The following is a 16652-nucleotide window of genomic DNA, read 5'->3' as shown; positions in this document are numbered from 1 at the left end:
GAAAAGGGTGTACCGCTAAGCGGTGTGACTAAAGACATGCACCTCGCTTTCGGTACACCCCCACTACTTATGGTATCATAGTTGTCATTCAATTTTAATTATTACACCTTCAGAAAAGACCCTGTCGGTAAACCCTTCTTCTTTTGCTTCGGGAGTCAGAAAACCCAGCAATTTGACAATAAACCGGTACTCTTTATTCGGATCTATTGTAATCTGTGCAGAGTTGACCTCATCGAATACGGAGATTCTCTGTCTGTAAATATCATCCTCCACCACCTGAATACTTGCTTCCAGCGGTCGATTGAAGTCCTGAGGGATATTGCCGGGTATCTGCCATGACAGTCTAACCACATTTCCTTCCAGCGTATAAGACAGATTCTCTACTTTAGGTAAGGAATGATTAAAATCTTTCCTGTCAATAATATCTCTGTCGTAGCACCCTGTAAACAGTACTAAGATCAGTGCTACAATAATCAGTTTTCCTATTTTTCTCATAACCATAGATTTTATTTCCGGCATCAATATCCGGGGTTTTGTGTATAGTTACCTTTGGCCCATTTCATCTGATTTTGCGGAATCGGGAAAAACTCGTCCCGTCCGGAAGTGAAGCGGGCATTTGCCATCCATGAGAATCGTGTCTTTTCCACGGTAAAATAGTTATTCATGACCTCTTCCAGGACACCCCAACGTTGCAGATCGAAGAAACGGCGTCCTTCTCCGGCCATTTCCAGGCGGTTTTCCCATTGCATTGCTTTCCAGGCAAAATCCTTATCCCATACACAGTTCTCACCTGGTTTATAGACCTCCACATGATAGTTCATTACCGGTGTACCATCGGCCTTGATCAACCAACCAGTGCTGTTAGCAGCCCGTTCACGCACTTTATTGACAGGAATTAATGCCTCATTCCATCTGTCCAGTTGAATCAATACTTCTGCTTTCCAGAGCAGGACTTCATCGTAACGGATCATCCGCTTGTTCATCGAATTGAATTGCCATCCGTCATACAAGAGACAATCACAACCGGGATGGGGTAATTCTTTCACTGATTTCAACCAACCATATTCAGCTCCGTTCCTTATTCCCCTGCTTTCAAAAATCAGATCAGGATCGTATTTCCACGGATGTCCGGGCACACCGGCCGTATGGCTGAAACGGGGATCCCAATTGTACTTATTAAAATAGTCCGGATTTCCCGCTTCAACAAGTGCTATATTATCACTTCCATCCGTATTCTTGATATAATTTCCGTAACTGTCATTATTGTAGTCATCAAACAGCGGCAATCCGTCAGGACCTGTCTTAAAGGCATTCCCCATATTATAACTGATATGATGGAATCCGCAACATTGGAATCCTGCCCAGTTCCAGGGGTGATTCAATCCTTCCCCACGATTGATTTTTCCTCCGGTAGAGCTGCCATCATCAATAGAATATTGAATTTCCCAGATCGACTCTTTGGTATTATTATCGGAAGTATGAATAAAGTTTTCCCCGAAATCCTGACAAAGGTCTACTTTACCGCCTTCCTGATCGGTCAGCTTGTTCAGGTAAACCAACGCCTCCGAGAGCCGGTCTTTATTGATATTAACCACCTGATGCCTGTCGTTCTGCTCATATGCCATGAACATCAGGGTTCTGGCCACCATTGCTGTGGCTGCATTTTTATCTACCCTTCCTTTCTCCGGTTGCACATCGGGCAACGCCTCTTCGGCATCTTTAAAATCACTCAATATCCGTTCCCAGAGATACTGGTCGTTCGGAAAACTGGAATCTCTGTTGGGAATCGCTTCAAACTCAGCCGAACTACCCACTACATTTTCATCGATATAAGGTATATATTTGAAAAACTGTTTCAACCTGAAATGAACAAAAGCCCTGATAAATTTCATCTCCCCTATTCTCACACTCTTTAAAGGATAATCCTCCTCGGAGATGTTATTCAGTTTCTGTATTGCGGTGTTGCTACGCTGGATAATCTGATAGGAAACATACCACGGATAATCAATCGGCCAACCATTGGCAGTCAGATTCACAAAGGTTTCCATAAAACCCCATCCGTCACCGCCGTCCCAGACGCCACCACCACCCTTATATGAGTCGTCAGACCGCATAGAGCCGGACCACCAGGGAGAAAAAGGAGAATCCCAGGATGGTATATCGGTAATCCTTGCATAAGCTGCTGTCACAAAACCTTCCATATCTTCCGGAGAATTCAGTAATCCCTCATCCAGTACCTGTTTAGGATTCACTTCCAAAAGATCGGAGCAGTTATTTGCCGTAACAAGGAAGGTGACGAGCAAAAAGATATATTTTAATCGTTTCATAATCTATAAATTTAGAATGTTACATTAACTCCAAAAGCCATGGTGAATGGTGTCAGATAACCGTACCCCGGCATTTCAGGATCAAAACTGGTATATCTGTCTTTTCCCCATCCTTTTTTCAGCGTAAGTACATTACGTGCAGAAGCATAAATCCGAAGGTGTTGCATCATCATCGCATTCGTAAGCTGTTTCGGGAAGGTGTAACCCAGTTCTATATTTCTCAACTTCAGATAGGAGCCGTCTTCAACAAAATAGGAGGAAAACCGCTGCTCGCTATTTGGATTTGAATTGGACATAGCCGGAATATCGGAATCGGGATTATCGAAATACCATGCATCCAGTATTCTTTTTTCATGATTCTTTCCAGCGGGAACGGAGATATTCCAAAGATCACTTTCCTGTTTCCAGATATTATTTACCTTATTACCGTATACACCCTGGAAAAAGATATTCATATCAAAATTCTTATAACCGAGGTCAAAGGTGATTCCCCCGAAAAAGTCAGGATCGGTAATTCCTATAAAAGTACGGTCATACAATTCATCAACGACCCCATTCCCATCCAGGTCCTTATAACGGATCCTTCCGATGGCCTTTCCTGTCTGCTCGGCATGGTTATCCACCTCTTCCTGGGTTTTGAAGATGCCATCGGCCACCATTCCATAAAGGATATTAGGCGTTCTGCCTAAGACAAAATCATGCATACCGTCACCCGGATACCTGTTGACCACATTTTCGGGAAGTTCTACCAGTTTTGTCCTGTAAGAACCGATATTGGCCGTTATGGCATATTGAAACTCAGCGGTTGGATCGTTTCTGTAAGTAATCTCGAATTCAACACCCTGATTATTCATATTGGCGCCATTGATCCACGGCTCTCCTCCTTCACCCATAGCGGCAATATAAGGAACCTGTACCAACACATCGTTTGTCTTTTTAAAATAATAGCTTAACGAACCGAACAGGCGTTGATTCAGAAAACCAAAATCGACTGCAATATCAGTCTGTTTTGTCGTTTCCCACTTCAGATTCGGATTTCCAAGCCAGGTTCTCCGGTAACCAGACCAAAGCGGTCCGCTTTCATTACCTTCTATCGGATAGGATGTACCAAAATAATCGGTTGTAAAAGGTGTGGAAGTATATCCACGCGGCAATCCCTGCACATTTCCGTTGGCTCCCCAGCTTGCACGAAGCTTCAGATCAGATACAGCTTCCACGTCAGCCATAAAGGGTTCGTTGTTGATTCTCCATCCGGCCGAAACTGCAGGAAAAATTCCATACCGGTTGTTCGCACCAAAGAGTGATGACCCATCTCGTCGTAATGTAAATGAAAGGAGATACTTTGAGTCAAGGGCATAATTTACTTTTCCAAAGAGTGATAAATAGACGTATTCATCTGCCGAACTCCCCAATGAATATTTTGTACCGGTAGTCACACCGATATGGGCAAAATCCCTGTCTTCAAGGTATATCCCTTCCCTTCTGGCCGAAAATCCTTCCTGTACAAATCGGGTAAATTCGGTACCCGCCACCGCATCCAATGAATGTCTTCCGGTATTCAGCGAATAGGAAAGGGTATTGGTCCATACATAACTCAATGGATGCGACTGGTAGCTTCCTACATAATTTTCCCCGTCGCTGTTTCTTCCGCCGGTCTCAGACCAGATGCCATCGACCGCCCTGTTATAGGCATTACCGTAATCTACCCCAAACTGGGTACGGGCTGATATTCCTTTCCAGATATCAAGGTCAAGGAAAATATTACCGATTATTTTCACGTAATTATTGATATTGTCTTTATTCATTGTCAATAGACGTACCGGATTGGTAAAATCATCAAAGCCGGGAGCTCCCGCCCAGTTACCATTGATGTCGTAAACCGGCCCGGCAGGAGGATTGATCATTGCCCAACGGGTTTCGTTCGAATTCCTGTATTGCAAATAGGTCAACGCGATATTCTCACCGATTTTCAACCGGTTATTCAATAAAGCGTATTCCGTGTTGGCACGTACCGAGTATTGTCTGAAAAAGGTATGAATTTGCGTACCTTCATTGTTATAATAACCCAATGAAAACAGGCTCTTTGACCGATCTGTTCCTTGAGAAACGGTCACCTGATGGTTTGTCATCATCGCGGTACGGAAGATTTCGTCCATCCAGTCGGTATCCGAGCCTCTGACAGTCTGTTCCGGATTGAGCCATTCCTCCGGTTTCACCCCGTCGAGCACTGCCAATCCGTTGTCATTTCTGTGCCAGGTAAAATCATAGGTAGTGGGTAATGACATGGATACGCCATACACTTTCTCGTCATATGCCTGCGCTCTGAAAGCAGCTATTCCGTACTCTTCAGCATTCATCAACCGGGGTTTGTTCACAACGGAACTGAATGAAACACTTCCGTTGTATTCAACGGATATTGCACCTTCTTTCCCTTTTTTGGTTTGAATCAAAATTACGCCCCCTGATGCGCGTGCACCGTATATACTGGCTGAAGCAGCGTCTTTCAATATCTGAATCGATTCTATATCTCCGGAATTAATATCCCTAAGGTTGAGATTCTCCGTGGGCATCCCATCCAATACGATCAACGGTTTTACTCCACCTGAAAGGGAAGAGAGCCCTCTAATCTGAATATTCACATCTTCAGCAGGATTTCCCCCGTTTGTTGTAATATGGACCCCGGAAAGTTTTCCCTGCAAGGCTTTCATCGCATTGGCCGAAGGATTTTTGATGATATCACTGCTCGTCGCCATGGAAACAGATCCGGTAAGATCAGCTTTCCTTTGTGTCATATAGCCTGTATAAACCAATTCTTCCAGCATGGTAGCATCATCTTCCATCACCACATCAATTACCGTCGCTCCTCTCACGGATTGTTCCACTGTCCTCTTTCCGATAAAGGAAAAAACCAGTACCGCATCCTCTGAAGGCACGTTTAGCTGGTATCTACCATCCATATCGGTGATAGTACCAACAGTTGTACCTTTCACATATACACTTGTTCCCGGCAAGGGGTCATTGGTATTTTGTTCTGTAACAACTCCTCTGATGGTTTTAGCCTGTTGTATCTCGTTGGGTGTCTGGGCTGCAAAGGTATAGAGAGTGAATCCCAGAAACAGACAAACCAAAGCGAGTTTACTTATAAAATTTTTCATATGATTATTTTATTTTTTTATTTCGGTATATGGAACCTTTGATGTTCAAAATAATCATTCCCTTCGGGTGTTTAATGATTATTTTAAACATGTCGGTTTCATATGACTAAATTTATTGATTGATCACTCATTCCCCCACAATTGCGGGTCATTTCCTTTCGCTTTCCGCCAGGCATCTCTCCAGCGGTGCATATCCATATGGTTGATAAAAGGCTTGGGTTTACGTGCTTCCTTAGATGGCGCCGGAGGCAATTTTACCGCACTGTCCTGATACCAGTAAGCCACAGTGGCCAGATCAAGGGTGAGATTGTTGTTATGGCCTGTTTCAATGGTTCCTTTCACTTCTGTTTCAAAGAAAATGGGGTCATCGATAAAAAACCGGTACACATGGGTTCTTCCCAGCCAGCCTATATCGTTATTCACCCTGGGATAACCGAAATGGGGATGTGAGAACGGCTCTTTGGGACACCAGGAGGTGTTGAAGAAATCTTCCGTACCGGTGCCGATCAAAGAAGGAGTCTTCTCCCCGTCGATAAACCACATATCATCTCCCTCGCCGTACCACATGGGGGTAGGAGAGTGGACGTAATAATTGATTCCTACAAAATGCCCTTTCCCTTTGGTTTCGATAAAAACATAGTTCCGGTCTAACCGGGTATTGGGCTTCCATTCACCTGTCAGCGCCCATTCAGTTTCTCCTTCAGGCAGGGCTTTGGATAGGCTGTGATTATACCAGGCGTGAAAACGGCCCATTCCCTCGGGAAGTTCCGCCATCTCCAGATAATCTACATAAAAATAGAAAGCATTGATCGTCTTATCGGTCTGATTCTCAATTTCTATTCTTGCTCCTTTCTCGAAGGGCATCGCAAAATAACTGCTCAGTCCTGTTCCGTTCTCAGGTCCTGCCGACAAGGGGAGTGAAGCGTAATTATACCGCTCGTCCCATCCCTGTCCAAAGAAAGGCCCGATAGGTGATTCCACCGAGGGATAATCGTTCCCGTCCCAATACATCCTGATAATGATATCGTTCCTGCTTAATTCACCGGGCGGAGGAGCAATGGTAATCCAGATATGGTTGATCACACCTGTTCCTTTTATCTCCGCAATAGTTCGTTTTTCACCGGGCTTGAACGGTTCCAGATGGTCCCGGTTTCCTCCTGTGGGATCGGTACTGGATATCCTCCTGTTTTTCATGCCCGACTTCAATTTTGCCAGTTCAAACATCTCCCCCATCGACTCTGTTTGGGAAAAGAGGGGTAATGAAAGCATAATTCCCAAAATAAGGGTGCTTAATTTCAGCATTTTAAAGTTAATTCTCTCCATTGTATCTGTTTTATTTGGTTTATTATTATTCCGATAAACCGGAATCTTTGATCCACTTCGTCCTGTTTCACATATTCACCTCATTATTTTACTTTTGAGTCTGAATATTTTGCATCTGAACGTCCTGGTTCCTGATTCCTGGCTCTTGGTTCTCTATCTATACAACGGTCCGTAAGCAGCACAGGCACGGTAATCCGCCCCTTCGTTATCAGAACCGAATGCGGACCATGCATCCGGACGGAAGATATTTTCATCATCCACATTGTGCATATTCACCGGAATAGAAAGCGCCGAAGCCAGTGTGATCAGGTCGGCACCGATATGTCCATAACTGATAGCACCATGATTTGCACCCCAATAGTTCATCACCGAATAGATATCTGTAAAGCGGCCTTTACCGGTGATGCGCGGTACGAAGAAGGTAGACGGCCATGTCTTGTCGGTTCGTTTGTTGATGATGTCGAAAACTTCTTCAGGAAAGGTAGCTGTCCATCCTTCAGCAATCTGTAATACAGGCCCCAACCCCTTGATCAGGTTCAGGCGGCACATGGTCACCGGCATACCTGCCCTGGTAAGAAATTGTGAAGAATATCCTCCTCCACGCATATACTCAAGCGATGCAGGATACCAGGTAGTGGTATTGAGCATCTTTTCCACCTCTTCCTCACTGATCTCCCAGAAAGGTTTCATCACAGGATTGCCGTTTTCGTCCGACTGCTGACCGGTACCGTCAAGGGTGCATGAACCGGAATTGATGAGGTGGATCGCACCATCTTTCAGTATTCCTTCCGGTTTCCATCCGCTTACCCGTTCTATCGCTTCGGGACTCCAGTAGGTACGTACATCGGCAAAGATCTGGGAAGTATTGGTAAGTAGTTGGTTGAATAACATACTGATACCGTTAAGGTGATCATCCTCAGTAGCAAAAGTAAATGGTTTCCGGATCCCGTTCCAGTCGAATGAAGAATTGAGGATCGCTTCCGAAAAATCACCATCGGGCAGAAAATCGGTCCACTGCCGTTGCCCCTGGAAACCTCCCGCTATGGCATTGTGGCCGAGGGCTTCTTCACCATATCCCATAGTGTCCAGTACCGGATTTCCAATCATCAGGTCACGCATAATCAGTGTCATCTTCACCACGAACTCCCAGTCTTTATCTTTCTGTTCCCGGCTGTGCTTCAGATGTTCAGGATTAAAATCCTCTCCCTCACGAGTCATACAGTGCTCTTTTGTCCACTGCATCGCTTTGGCGAATTCATCATGATCATAGATACCCAGTTGAATGCGGCGAAGTATTTCACTGGCATCCACAAATTCGGTACGCATCCCGAGGTACTCCTGCAAGAAATCGGGATTGGTCATAGAGCCACCGATCCCCATCGAGACGGAACCGATGGAGAGGTATGATTTCCCCCGCATGATAGCCACGGCAAGTCCCGCCTTCGCAAAGCGAAGCAGTTTCTCCTGTACATCGGCCGGAATCGACGGGTCGTTCATATCCTGTACTTCCCTTCCGTAAATACCGAATGCAGGCAGTCCCTTTTGATTATGAACCGCCAGCGCAGCCGAAAGATAAACCGCGCCGGGGCGCTCCGTACCGTTGAATCCCCAAATCGCTTTCGGTATATTAGGATTCATGTCAATGGTCTCCGATCCATAACACCAACAAGGAGTAACCGACAAAGAAAGTCCTACGTTCTCTTTTTCAAACTTTTCAGCACATAAAGCTGCTTCTCTCACCCCTCCGATACAACTGTCGGCAATCACACATTCTACCGGAGAACCGTCGGGGTATCGAAGATTTTCACGGTATAACTTTTCTACACTTTTCGCCAGATTCATAGTGGTATCTTCGAGAGATTCCCTGATACCTCCGCGTCGTCCGTCAATCACAGGACGAATTCCGATCTTAGGATAATTTTGTTGCATACAATTTGGTTTACTTTTTTTATACTGTTAGAAACTGTTTTGAATTTTACGAGTAATTATTTCACGCTTATTTTTCCACTCTTTCATATGATTATTTTATTTTTTTATTTCGGTATATGGAACCTTCGATGTTCAAAATAATCATTCCCTTCGGGTATTTAATGATTATTTTAAACATGTCGGTTTCATATTGTTTTTTGCCCTTTTTCGCGCCTTTGAACTTTCATTTCTTTTAAGTGGCCCGCCACATTTCAATCAATGAAAATCCAAATCCATCAAAAAATGGCTAAAAAACAATCGATGAAAAAATTCAAAACAGCTTCTAAATAGTTCGGTAATTTTCTATTTAATGACCTCATAACCGGTCAATTGTCATATTTTTTCTAAAAAGTGTATTTACTATTAATAATCAATCAGTTATAAGCATTTTTGAGCAAAAAACAGCGAACTGTGGATACTATATATAAATGACAGAATTAAACGTTTAACTCCTGTCCTCACACTTATCATAATTATTTTCTCCTATACAAAAACCATTTAACAGAGATTTAAATTAAACGTTTAACTAAATATGGAAAAAATTTCATGTAATCAATTCTGCTTCCAAGAAGAGTTTTTTGTTGGTAACCTCCTTCTTCTCTATCTGATCAATGAGCAGTTCCAATGCAGTTTTAGCCATTTCTTTGATAGGTTGTTTAATGAAGGGTACCCTAAAGGGGAACAAATCAATAGCATCAGTTTCATCAAAACACATTACCTGAATATCTTTTTGAATAAGCATTCCCCGTTTGAACAACGATTTCACCCCCGCCATGGAGATAGTATTGGTAGCGAAGAAAATGGCATCTACTTTTTTTTCACATTTCAATAATTGTGAAATCGCCTTATCCATATCTTCATTCAAATATGGATAACTTACCTCCTTCACATGATCCGGAGTAAAAAGACCTGCGTCTTTCATTGCCTCAATGAATCCCCGTTTTCGTTCGTTGGTATGAAACTGGTCCTGTCTGTAAGTAATGAATGCCGGATTTTTGAATCCCTGGTCGATCAACTGCTTTGTGGAACGATAACATATTTCATAATTGTTGATCAACACAGAAGGAACGTTTAAATCCGGAAATCCCCTGTCTACCAAAACCAACGGTTTCTTACCTTTCAAAACCGATTCTATCAAAAACTCACTTCCCTCAGCAGGAGTGATGATTAAACCATCCACCTGCCGGGAATTAAGAAAAGTGATCATCTTTTCCATCTCCTCCAATTTTTCATTGGTATTACCAATAATCACCGTGTATCCTCCTTTCTCGGCATAATTCTGAATATGGAGAGCCAACGTGCCAAAAAACACGTTCGAAATATCAGCGACTATTAATCCGATCGACTTTGAATGGCCCATTTTTAAACCTTTGGCCAGGCTATTGGGGATATAATGCAACTCAGCCGCTTTATCTATGATTTTTTTTGACATTTCCTCACTTACCCTGCCGTTCTTGTTCTTTCCGTTCAAAACAAGCGACACGGTTGCTGCAGATACTCCTAACTCTTTCGCTATTACCTTTAAGGAAACTTTTTCCACTCTCTATAGACATTTATAACGTAACTTAACGCAAAAGTATAGAGTTAATCGATTAATTAAAAATTATTTCTTATGTTTTATAACATATTTATGCCCTACCATGCTATTTATGTCAATTCTAAATAAAAATATCGTTAATATGGGATAAGAAGTAGATTGGGAAAGTGGTATTTTTATGAGAAATGCTCAGTCAACTTAAAGAGATAAGATAGCAACTATAAAAAAGTTCATAGACTGTGCCACGCATTCAATACGTCACACATTGAACCTGAAGTGCATAATATCCCCGTCCTGCACGATATATTCTTTTCCTTCCACACTCATTTTCCCTGCTTCCTTCACGGCATTTTCTGAACCATAACGGATAAAATCCTCATATTTGATCACTTCAGCCCTGATAAATCCTTTCTCAAAATCGGTATGGATCACTCCCGCGCACTGCGGCGCCTTCCAACCTTTCTGGAAAGTCCACGCGCGTACTTCCTGCACGCCCGCTGTCAGGAATGTTTGCAAGTCCAACAGGTTATATGCGGCTTTGATCAGGCGGCTCACACCCGATTCTTCCAATCCGATTTCATTCAGGAACATTTCACGCTCTTCGTAGGTGTCGAACTCGGCTATTTCGGATTCGATCTTTGCCGCAACTACCAATATATCCGCTTTCTCGTTTTTTATTGCTTCGCGGACTGCTTCCACGTATGGATTGCCGGTCACGGCACTCGCTTCATCCACATTGCAGACATATAACACAGGTTTTGCCGTCAACAGGAAAAGTTCGCGTGCAATCCTGTTTTCGTCTTTTGTATCGAAAGTGACCGTACGCGCCGACTCACCCTGTGATAATGCCTCCCGGATCTTTGCATAAACTTCGAAAGCAAGTCTGGCATCTTTGTCTCCTCCCGTTTTAGCCTGTTTCTCTACCTTATTGATACGGGCTTCAATCGTTTCCAGGTCTTTCAGCTGCAACTCGGCATCAATGATCTCTTTATCACGTACCGGATCCACACTTCCATCGACATGGGTCACATTTTCATCGTCAAAACAACGCAATACATGCAATATGGCATCTGTTTCACGGATATTGGCCAGAAATTTATTTCCCAAACCTTCACCTTTACTGGCGCCTTTTACCAATCCGGCAATATCGACGATCTCGACAGTTGTAGGTACAATCTTTTGGGGATGGATCAATTCCGCCAGTTTATTGAGCCGTTCATCGGGAACAGTAATGACCCCCACATTGGGTTCTATAGTACAAAACGGGAAATTCGCCGCCTGCGCTTTCGCATTCGACAAACAATTGAAAAGGGTGGATTTCCCCACATTGGGAAGTCCCACAATACCACATTGCAGAGCCATTTTATTAAGACTTTAAAAGCGCTTCGCCAAAAGACAAGAGCTAAGAACCAAGACACAAGACCGGAGGCAAAGCCGAAATTCATATTGCTTGACGAAAATGTTTTTTCGGTTGCGGGTGCAAAGGTACAAAAAAAGGGTTACAAACCATACTTCGCCGATATCTCCAGCATCCGTTCGATAGGTTTCACCGCTTTAATCCTTACCTCTTCATCCACTATAATTTCAGGTTTTTCATTTTTCAGACAGAGATACAGTTTTTCCAATGTGTTCATCTTCATATAGAAACACTCGTTACAGGCACAGGTTGAATCCTCGGGCGGAGCAGGAATAAATTCCTTGTCCGGATTGTCATTCCGCATCTGGTGTAAAATTCCCGCTTCGGTAGCCACTATAAATTGTGGGTTGTCAGATTGGGTAGCATATTTTAAAAGGGAGGAGGTAGATCCCACATGATCAGCTATTTCCAACAGATATTTTGGACATTCGGGATGTGCCAGCAACAACGCATTGGGATATTCCCCCTTCAATTCCAGTATTCTTTCGAGGGAAAATTGCGCGTGTACATGACACACCCCATCCCATAAAATCATACTCCTACCGGTCAGCTTATTGATATAATCACCCAGATTCTTATCCGGACCAAAGATTATCTTTTCATCTTCCGGAAGCGACTCCACAATCTGTTTGGCATTGGTGGAAGTCACCACGATATCTGTAAGCGCTTTTACAGCCGCTGTCGTATTTACATAAGAGATGACCGTGTGGTCGGGATGCGCATTTACGAATTCTTCAAAGGGTTTGGACGGACAACTTTCAGCGAGCGAGCAACCGGCTTCCAGATCGGGAATAAAAACCCGTTTTTCCGGACTTAGTATCTTAGCCGTCTCGCCCATAAAGTGTACGCCGCACAATACGATGATATCTGCCGAAGTTTTAGCAGCCCATTGTGCCAATGCAAGACTGTCCCCCACAAAATCAGCAATATCCTGTATTGCCGGTTCCTGATAGTAGTGCGCCAATATAATAGCGTTCTTTTCCTTCTTCAGCAACTTTATATTCACAACAAGTTCTTCTTTTGTCATACGGCTATTTATTTTCCCCTGTTACGGCATACAAACCTTTCAACCGAATTTATATTTATATATATTTTTAAATTAAAAAAATGTATGATAGTGATGATTGGCTGTTGAAACTGTTGATGATTTTCACATAGAAAAGCAACAAACAATGTTATTAAACTTTGGATCTATGTTATCATAACTTATCAACAAAAATATATATTTTTTCTATCTGTATACGTGATAATTACAAATGTTATCATAAACTGTTTACAAAGGGCAAAGTTAATAATTTATTTCTTTTTGGTTTCATTTTCCCTGTTGAAAAGTGGCTGAAATCTTTCCAATAAAAAAAATATCTTTTCGAGGGAAAGTCGGAATTTTTTATAAAGGGTCGGTTTTTTCTCTTTTGCAAATTATTTTATCAATTTCTATCTACAGTTATTGCACAAGTTATCAACAGACGGTTTGATTTGGTGAATTGTTGATTTGTTGATTGAACGATGTGATGATTATTTTATTCCACACTTTAGATGAATCGCTATAAAAATCAGGGATTCAAATATCTAAAAATTAAGTATTAAAAAGAAAAACGAATAATTATATATTGTTAATCTGAGCCGGTTGTTTTTATTTTGGAATAAAGTTTTTTGTATATTTGTATAATATAGGGTGCGCCTCGGAGCAGCTTAAGCAGGTTTAGCTGGTCTCCCGGCTTTCGCTATATTTGTTCGTCTGTACTATTTGTAGAAGAAGAGGTGAAAAGACTGTATTCTATATCTTATCTGTTTTTACTTTTTGTGTCAGGGTATTCCTGTATGTCAACAGTAAAAATTACTTCTGTCGTTGAAAAAGACAGGGAAGGGGATTTTTTATTGAAATGGGAGGTAAGTCCTGACCAGGAGGGAGACATAGATATTTATTCTTCCCTCACCGACAGTTCCCTTACCAGTTTTACACCCCTTGCCTCTAAGAAAATTACCGATCAGGTACTAAGAGTAAGCCCCACCGGTTCGGGATTGAGGGAATATTTTATACTTCGTACTGCGGGTGTCTATTCGGGTGTGGTTGCCAATAGAATCATAGAAATGAATAATATTAAAAATTTCAGGGATATTGGTGGATATTTCACTACAGATAACCGACAGATAAAATGGGGAGAAATCTACAGATCGGCCAATTTGAGCGATGCCACTCTATATGATCAGGAGAGGATACGCAGGTTGAATATTAAAACGGTCATTGATTTCAGATCCGAGAGGACAGCGAAAAAATATCCGTTGCTCCTTCATCCTTCCATCCGGAAAATAGCGTTACCTCTCAGCCCGATGGATGCTGAAAAACTGGATGAACAAATAAAAAATGCTCATTTCGACAGGAGTGATGCGATCCGCTATGTACAGGAATCGTATGTGGATATCGTGGAAAATCACAAGCCACAATTTGGTGAAATGTTCGATGTACTGACTAACGACAGTAATTATCCTGTTCTTTTGACAGAATCCTTGGGCAAGGATGGTGTGGGATTGGCTTCATATTTTATACTCCACGCTTTGGGTGTTCCACACAGTACATTAGAGGAGGATTACATGCTTTCAAATATTGAAATTGATCCGGCAAAAGCAAAAATAGACGCGCGGAATCTCCCTGAACCCATGCAGGAAGCAGTAACGGCTATGCTTTCCGTCAACAAGGCATATCTGAATTATGTTATCGACTATATTAATCAGAAATATGGTTCGATGGACAATTACCTTGAAAAAGAACTCCGCGTAACCTCAGGGAAGAAAAATTTACTGCGGAAATACTTGCTTTACCAATTTTGATATTTATTTATTCAATTTATTTTCATACCTTTGCACCCGATTTTAAAGAAAGGATAATTTTAACCGGCTTTTTCGGGGAACGGGGTTATTATCGTCACTAGAATCATAAATCATAGGTTGTCATTGAATTCTCTCTCTTCTTTAATGTTGTTATGGGGTAAAGAGAAGTATCAATACCCATCACGCTAAAAAATATTATAAAATGAGTACATTTGAAGAATTGGGAGTTATTCCGGAGATCCGCCAAGCTATTACGGAATTGGGATTTGAAAATCCTATGCCGGTACAGGCGGAAGTGATCCCGCAATTACTTTCCCATAAGAGAGACATTATTGCCCTGGCACAGACCGGCACAGGCAAGACGGCGGCGTTTGGCATTCCCGTCATCCAGAAAACAGATATTTCACTGTTATCACCACAAACGGTGATCCTTTGCCCCACCAGGGAGTTATGCCTGCAAATAGCAGGAGACCTTACCGACTTTTCCACTTATGTGGAAGATTTGAAAATACTTCCTGTATATGGCGGATCAAGTATCGAAAGCCAGATACGGACATTAAAGAGAGGGGTTCACATCATCGTGGCAACCCCGGGCCGGCTTATCGACCTGATTAACCGAAAAACCGTCTCATTGAAACATGTTCATACCATTGTGCTGGATGAAGCCGACGAGATGTTGAACATGGGTTTTTCGGAAAGTATTGATGAGATACTTTCGAGTGTGCCTGAAAGTCGTTCTATGCTGCTCTTCTCGGCCACAATGCCGAAGGAGATAGAGAAGATCACCCGTAAATATATGAGTGATCCGGTTGAGATCACCATCGGTAGGAAAAATGAGGGCGCCCAAAACGTGAGGCATCTCTATTATATGGTGCATGCCAAAGATAAATATCTGGCGTTGAAAAGGATTGTGGATTATTATCCCAATATATACGGAATTGTGTTTTGCCGCACCAGAAAAGAGACCCAGGAGATTGCCGACAAACTCATGCAGGACGGATATGATGCCGATGCATTGCATGGCGACTTGTCTCAGGTGCAACGCGATTATGTGATGAGCAAGTACAGGAACCACAATCTCCAGATATTGGTGGCTACCGACGTCGCTGCGCGGGGATTGGATGTGGATGACGTAACCCATATCATTAATTATGGATTGCCCGATGATTACGAGGTATATACCCACCGTAGCGGCAGAACCGGTCGTGCCGGGAAGACGGGAACCTCAATCTCCATCATCCATATAAAAGAAAAAGGAAAGATCGGACAGATCGAAAAACTGATCAATAAACAATTTGAAAAACGGAGTATCCCCAAAGGAGACCTTATTTGTGAAAAGCAATTGTTCAATTTCGTGGATAAGATTGAGAAAGTGAAGGTCAACGAAGAGGAGATCGACCGGTTGTTACCCTCAATTTTCCGCAAATTGGAGTGGCTTGAAAAAGAGGATATCATCAAACGGGTGGTTTCGCTTGAATTCAATCGTCTGATTGAATATTACCGTCAGGCGGAGGAGATCTATGAACCGGAAGAGAGATCATCCAAGGGCCGGAGAGAGGACGCACATTCGGAGAGAGGGGGCAGACGCCAGCACAACGGAGTAGTTCAACCTGAAAAAGGGTATGCCCGTCTCTTTATCAACATAGGGAAAATGGACGGAGTGAATCCCGCCACCCTGATGGGTTTTATCAATGACCATGTGAAAGGGAAAGTGCCGGTAGGCAGGATCGACCTGATGAAGAATTTCTCCTTTTTCGAAATACCGGAAGAACTTGCCCCGAAAGTGGTGAAAACCTTCAAGGGGATGTATATCGAAGACAGGAGACTGGTGGTTGAAGTCTCTCGGGATGAAAACAGGCCGCAAAAGGGGAAGAAGCAATTCTTTGAATCTTTCGAAGGGAAGAAAAAGAAAAAACATAAGCAGAAAAGATAACCGGAGGAGACAACCCGGAAAACGGAATTTTCTTATGTAGGGGTATTTCACAATGTGATTTACCCTTTTTCTGTATGGTCTTGTTGCATGACAAATCCGGTTCACAGATAATTAATCAGACTTTTGCAAGTACTTCTGGGGAAATGTGTCCAACCGAAGGGCT

10 protein-coding genes are annotated in these 16652 nt (G+C 42.7%); 2 read left to right on the top strand and 8 right to left on the bottom strand.

From position 1 onward, the window contains the following. Positions 1-84: 84 nt before the first annotated feature. From D7D25_RS03340 to nadA, 8 genes are all read right to left on the bottom strand, one after another. Positions 85-495, bottom strand: a complete 411-nt coding sequence (locus D7D25_RS03340) for a DUF4945 domain-containing protein (protein WP_255417161.1) — start codon at positions 493-495, stop codon at positions 85-87. A 23-nt stretch (positions 496-518) separates the two neighbouring features. Then, complete coding sequence (locus D7D25_RS03335) at positions 519-2327, bottom strand: RagB/SusD family nutrient uptake outer membrane protein (RefSeq protein ID WP_185140206.1); 1809 nt, start codon at positions 2325-2327, stop codon at positions 519-521. Between the two features lie 11 nt (positions 2328-2338). After that, on the bottom strand, positions 2339-5482 hold the full coding sequence (locus tag D7D25_RS03330; protein ID WP_122967540.1) for a TonB-dependent receptor: 3144 nt from the start codon (positions 5480-5482) through the stop codon (positions 2339-2341). Between the two features lie 123 nt (positions 5483-5605). After that, entirely contained in the window at positions 5606-6805 is a 1200-nt protein-coding gene (locus D7D25_RS03325) for a glycoside hydrolase family 172 protein (RefSeq protein ID WP_122967539.1), read from the bottom strand. Positions 6806-6958: 153 nt separating this feature from the next. Further along, positions 6959-8734 carry an L-fucose isomerase gene (locus D7D25_RS03320; protein ID WP_091905578.1) on the bottom strand — a complete coding sequence of 592 codons (1776 nt, stop codon included), beginning with the start codon at positions 8732-8734 and terminating at the stop codon, positions 6959-6961. Positions 8735-9317: 583 nt separating this feature from the next. Next, positions 9318-10313 carry a LacI family DNA-binding transcriptional regulator gene (locus D7D25_RS03315; protein WP_122967538.1) on the bottom strand — a complete coding sequence of 332 codons (996 nt, stop codon included), beginning with the start codon at positions 10311-10313 and terminating at the stop codon, positions 9318-9320. A gap of 255 nt (positions 10314-10568) precedes the next feature. After that, a complete protein-coding gene (gene ychF / locus D7D25_RS03310; RefSeq protein ID WP_122967537.1) occupies positions 10569-11672 on the bottom strand; it encodes a redox-regulated ATPase YchF in 1104 nt (367 codons plus the stop codon). Between the two features lie 137 nt (positions 11673-11809). Further along, positions 11810-12754, bottom strand: coding sequence for a quinolinate synthase NadA (nadA, locus tag D7D25_RS03305; protein ID WP_122967536.1), 945 nt, complete (start codon positions 12752-12754; stop codon positions 11810-11812). A gap of 794 nt (positions 12755-13548) precedes the next feature. Here nadA and D7D25_RS03300 point away from each other — a divergent pair. Both D7D25_RS03300 and D7D25_RS03295 read left to right on the top strand, forming a co-directional pair. Next, a complete protein-coding gene (locus tag D7D25_RS03300; protein WP_122967535.1) occupies positions 13549-14556 on the top strand; it encodes a tyrosine-protein phosphatase in 1008 nt (335 codons plus the stop codon). Between the two features lie 202 nt (positions 14557-14758). Next, complete coding sequence (locus D7D25_RS03295; protein WP_122967534.1) at positions 14759-16489, top strand: DEAD/DEAH box helicase; 1731 nt, start codon at positions 14759-14761, stop codon at positions 16487-16489. The last annotated feature ends 163 nt before the right edge of the window (positions 16490-16652 follow it).

The organism is Proteiniphilum sp. X52 (genome assembly GCF_003712195.1).
GTDB lineage: Bacteria > Bacteroidota > Bacteroidia > Bacteroidales > Dysgonomonadaceae > Proteiniphilum.
Note: the sequence above shows the minus strand (reverse complement) of the source record. Positions and strands in the feature narration are given on the sequence as shown.

What these genes read in the sequence shown, in the direction of transcription:
- D7D25_RS03340 (WP_255417161.1), bottom strand. Translation starts at nt 495, where the DNA reads ATGAGAAAAATAGGAAAACTGATTATTGTAGCACTGATCTTAGTACTG.
- D7D25_RS03295 (WP_122967534.1), top strand. Translation starts at nt 14,759, where the DNA reads ATGAGTACATTTGAAGAATTGGGAGTTATTCCGGAGATCCGCCAAGCT.
- D7D25_RS03335 (WP_185140206.1), bottom strand. Translation starts at nt 2,327, where the DNA reads ATGAAACGATTAAAATATATCTTTTTGCTCGTCACCTTCCTTGTTACG.
- D7D25_RS03320 (WP_091905578.1), bottom strand. Translation starts at nt 8,734, where the DNA reads ATGCAACAAAATTATCCTAAGATCGGAATTCGTCCTGTGATTGACGGA.
- nadA (WP_122967536.1), bottom strand. Translation starts at nt 12,754, where the DNA reads ATGACAAAAGAAGAACTTGTTGTGAATATAAAGTTGCTGAAGAAGGAA.
- D7D25_RS03325 (WP_122967539.1), bottom strand. Translation starts at nt 6,805, where the DNA reads ATGGAGAGAATTAACTTTAAAATGCTGAAATTAAGCACCCTTATTTTG.
- ychF (WP_122967537.1), bottom strand. Translation starts at nt 11,672, where the DNA reads ATGGCTCTGCAATGTGGTATTGTGGGACTTCCCAATGTGGGGAAATCC.
- D7D25_RS03300 (WP_122967535.1), top strand. Translation starts at nt 13,549, where the DNA reads ATGTCAACAGTAAAAATTACTTCTGTCGTTGAAAAAGACAGGGAAGGG.
- D7D25_RS03330 (WP_122967540.1), bottom strand. Translation starts at nt 5,482, where the DNA reads ATGAAAAATTTTATAAGTAAACTCGCTTTGGTTTGTCTGTTTCTGGGA.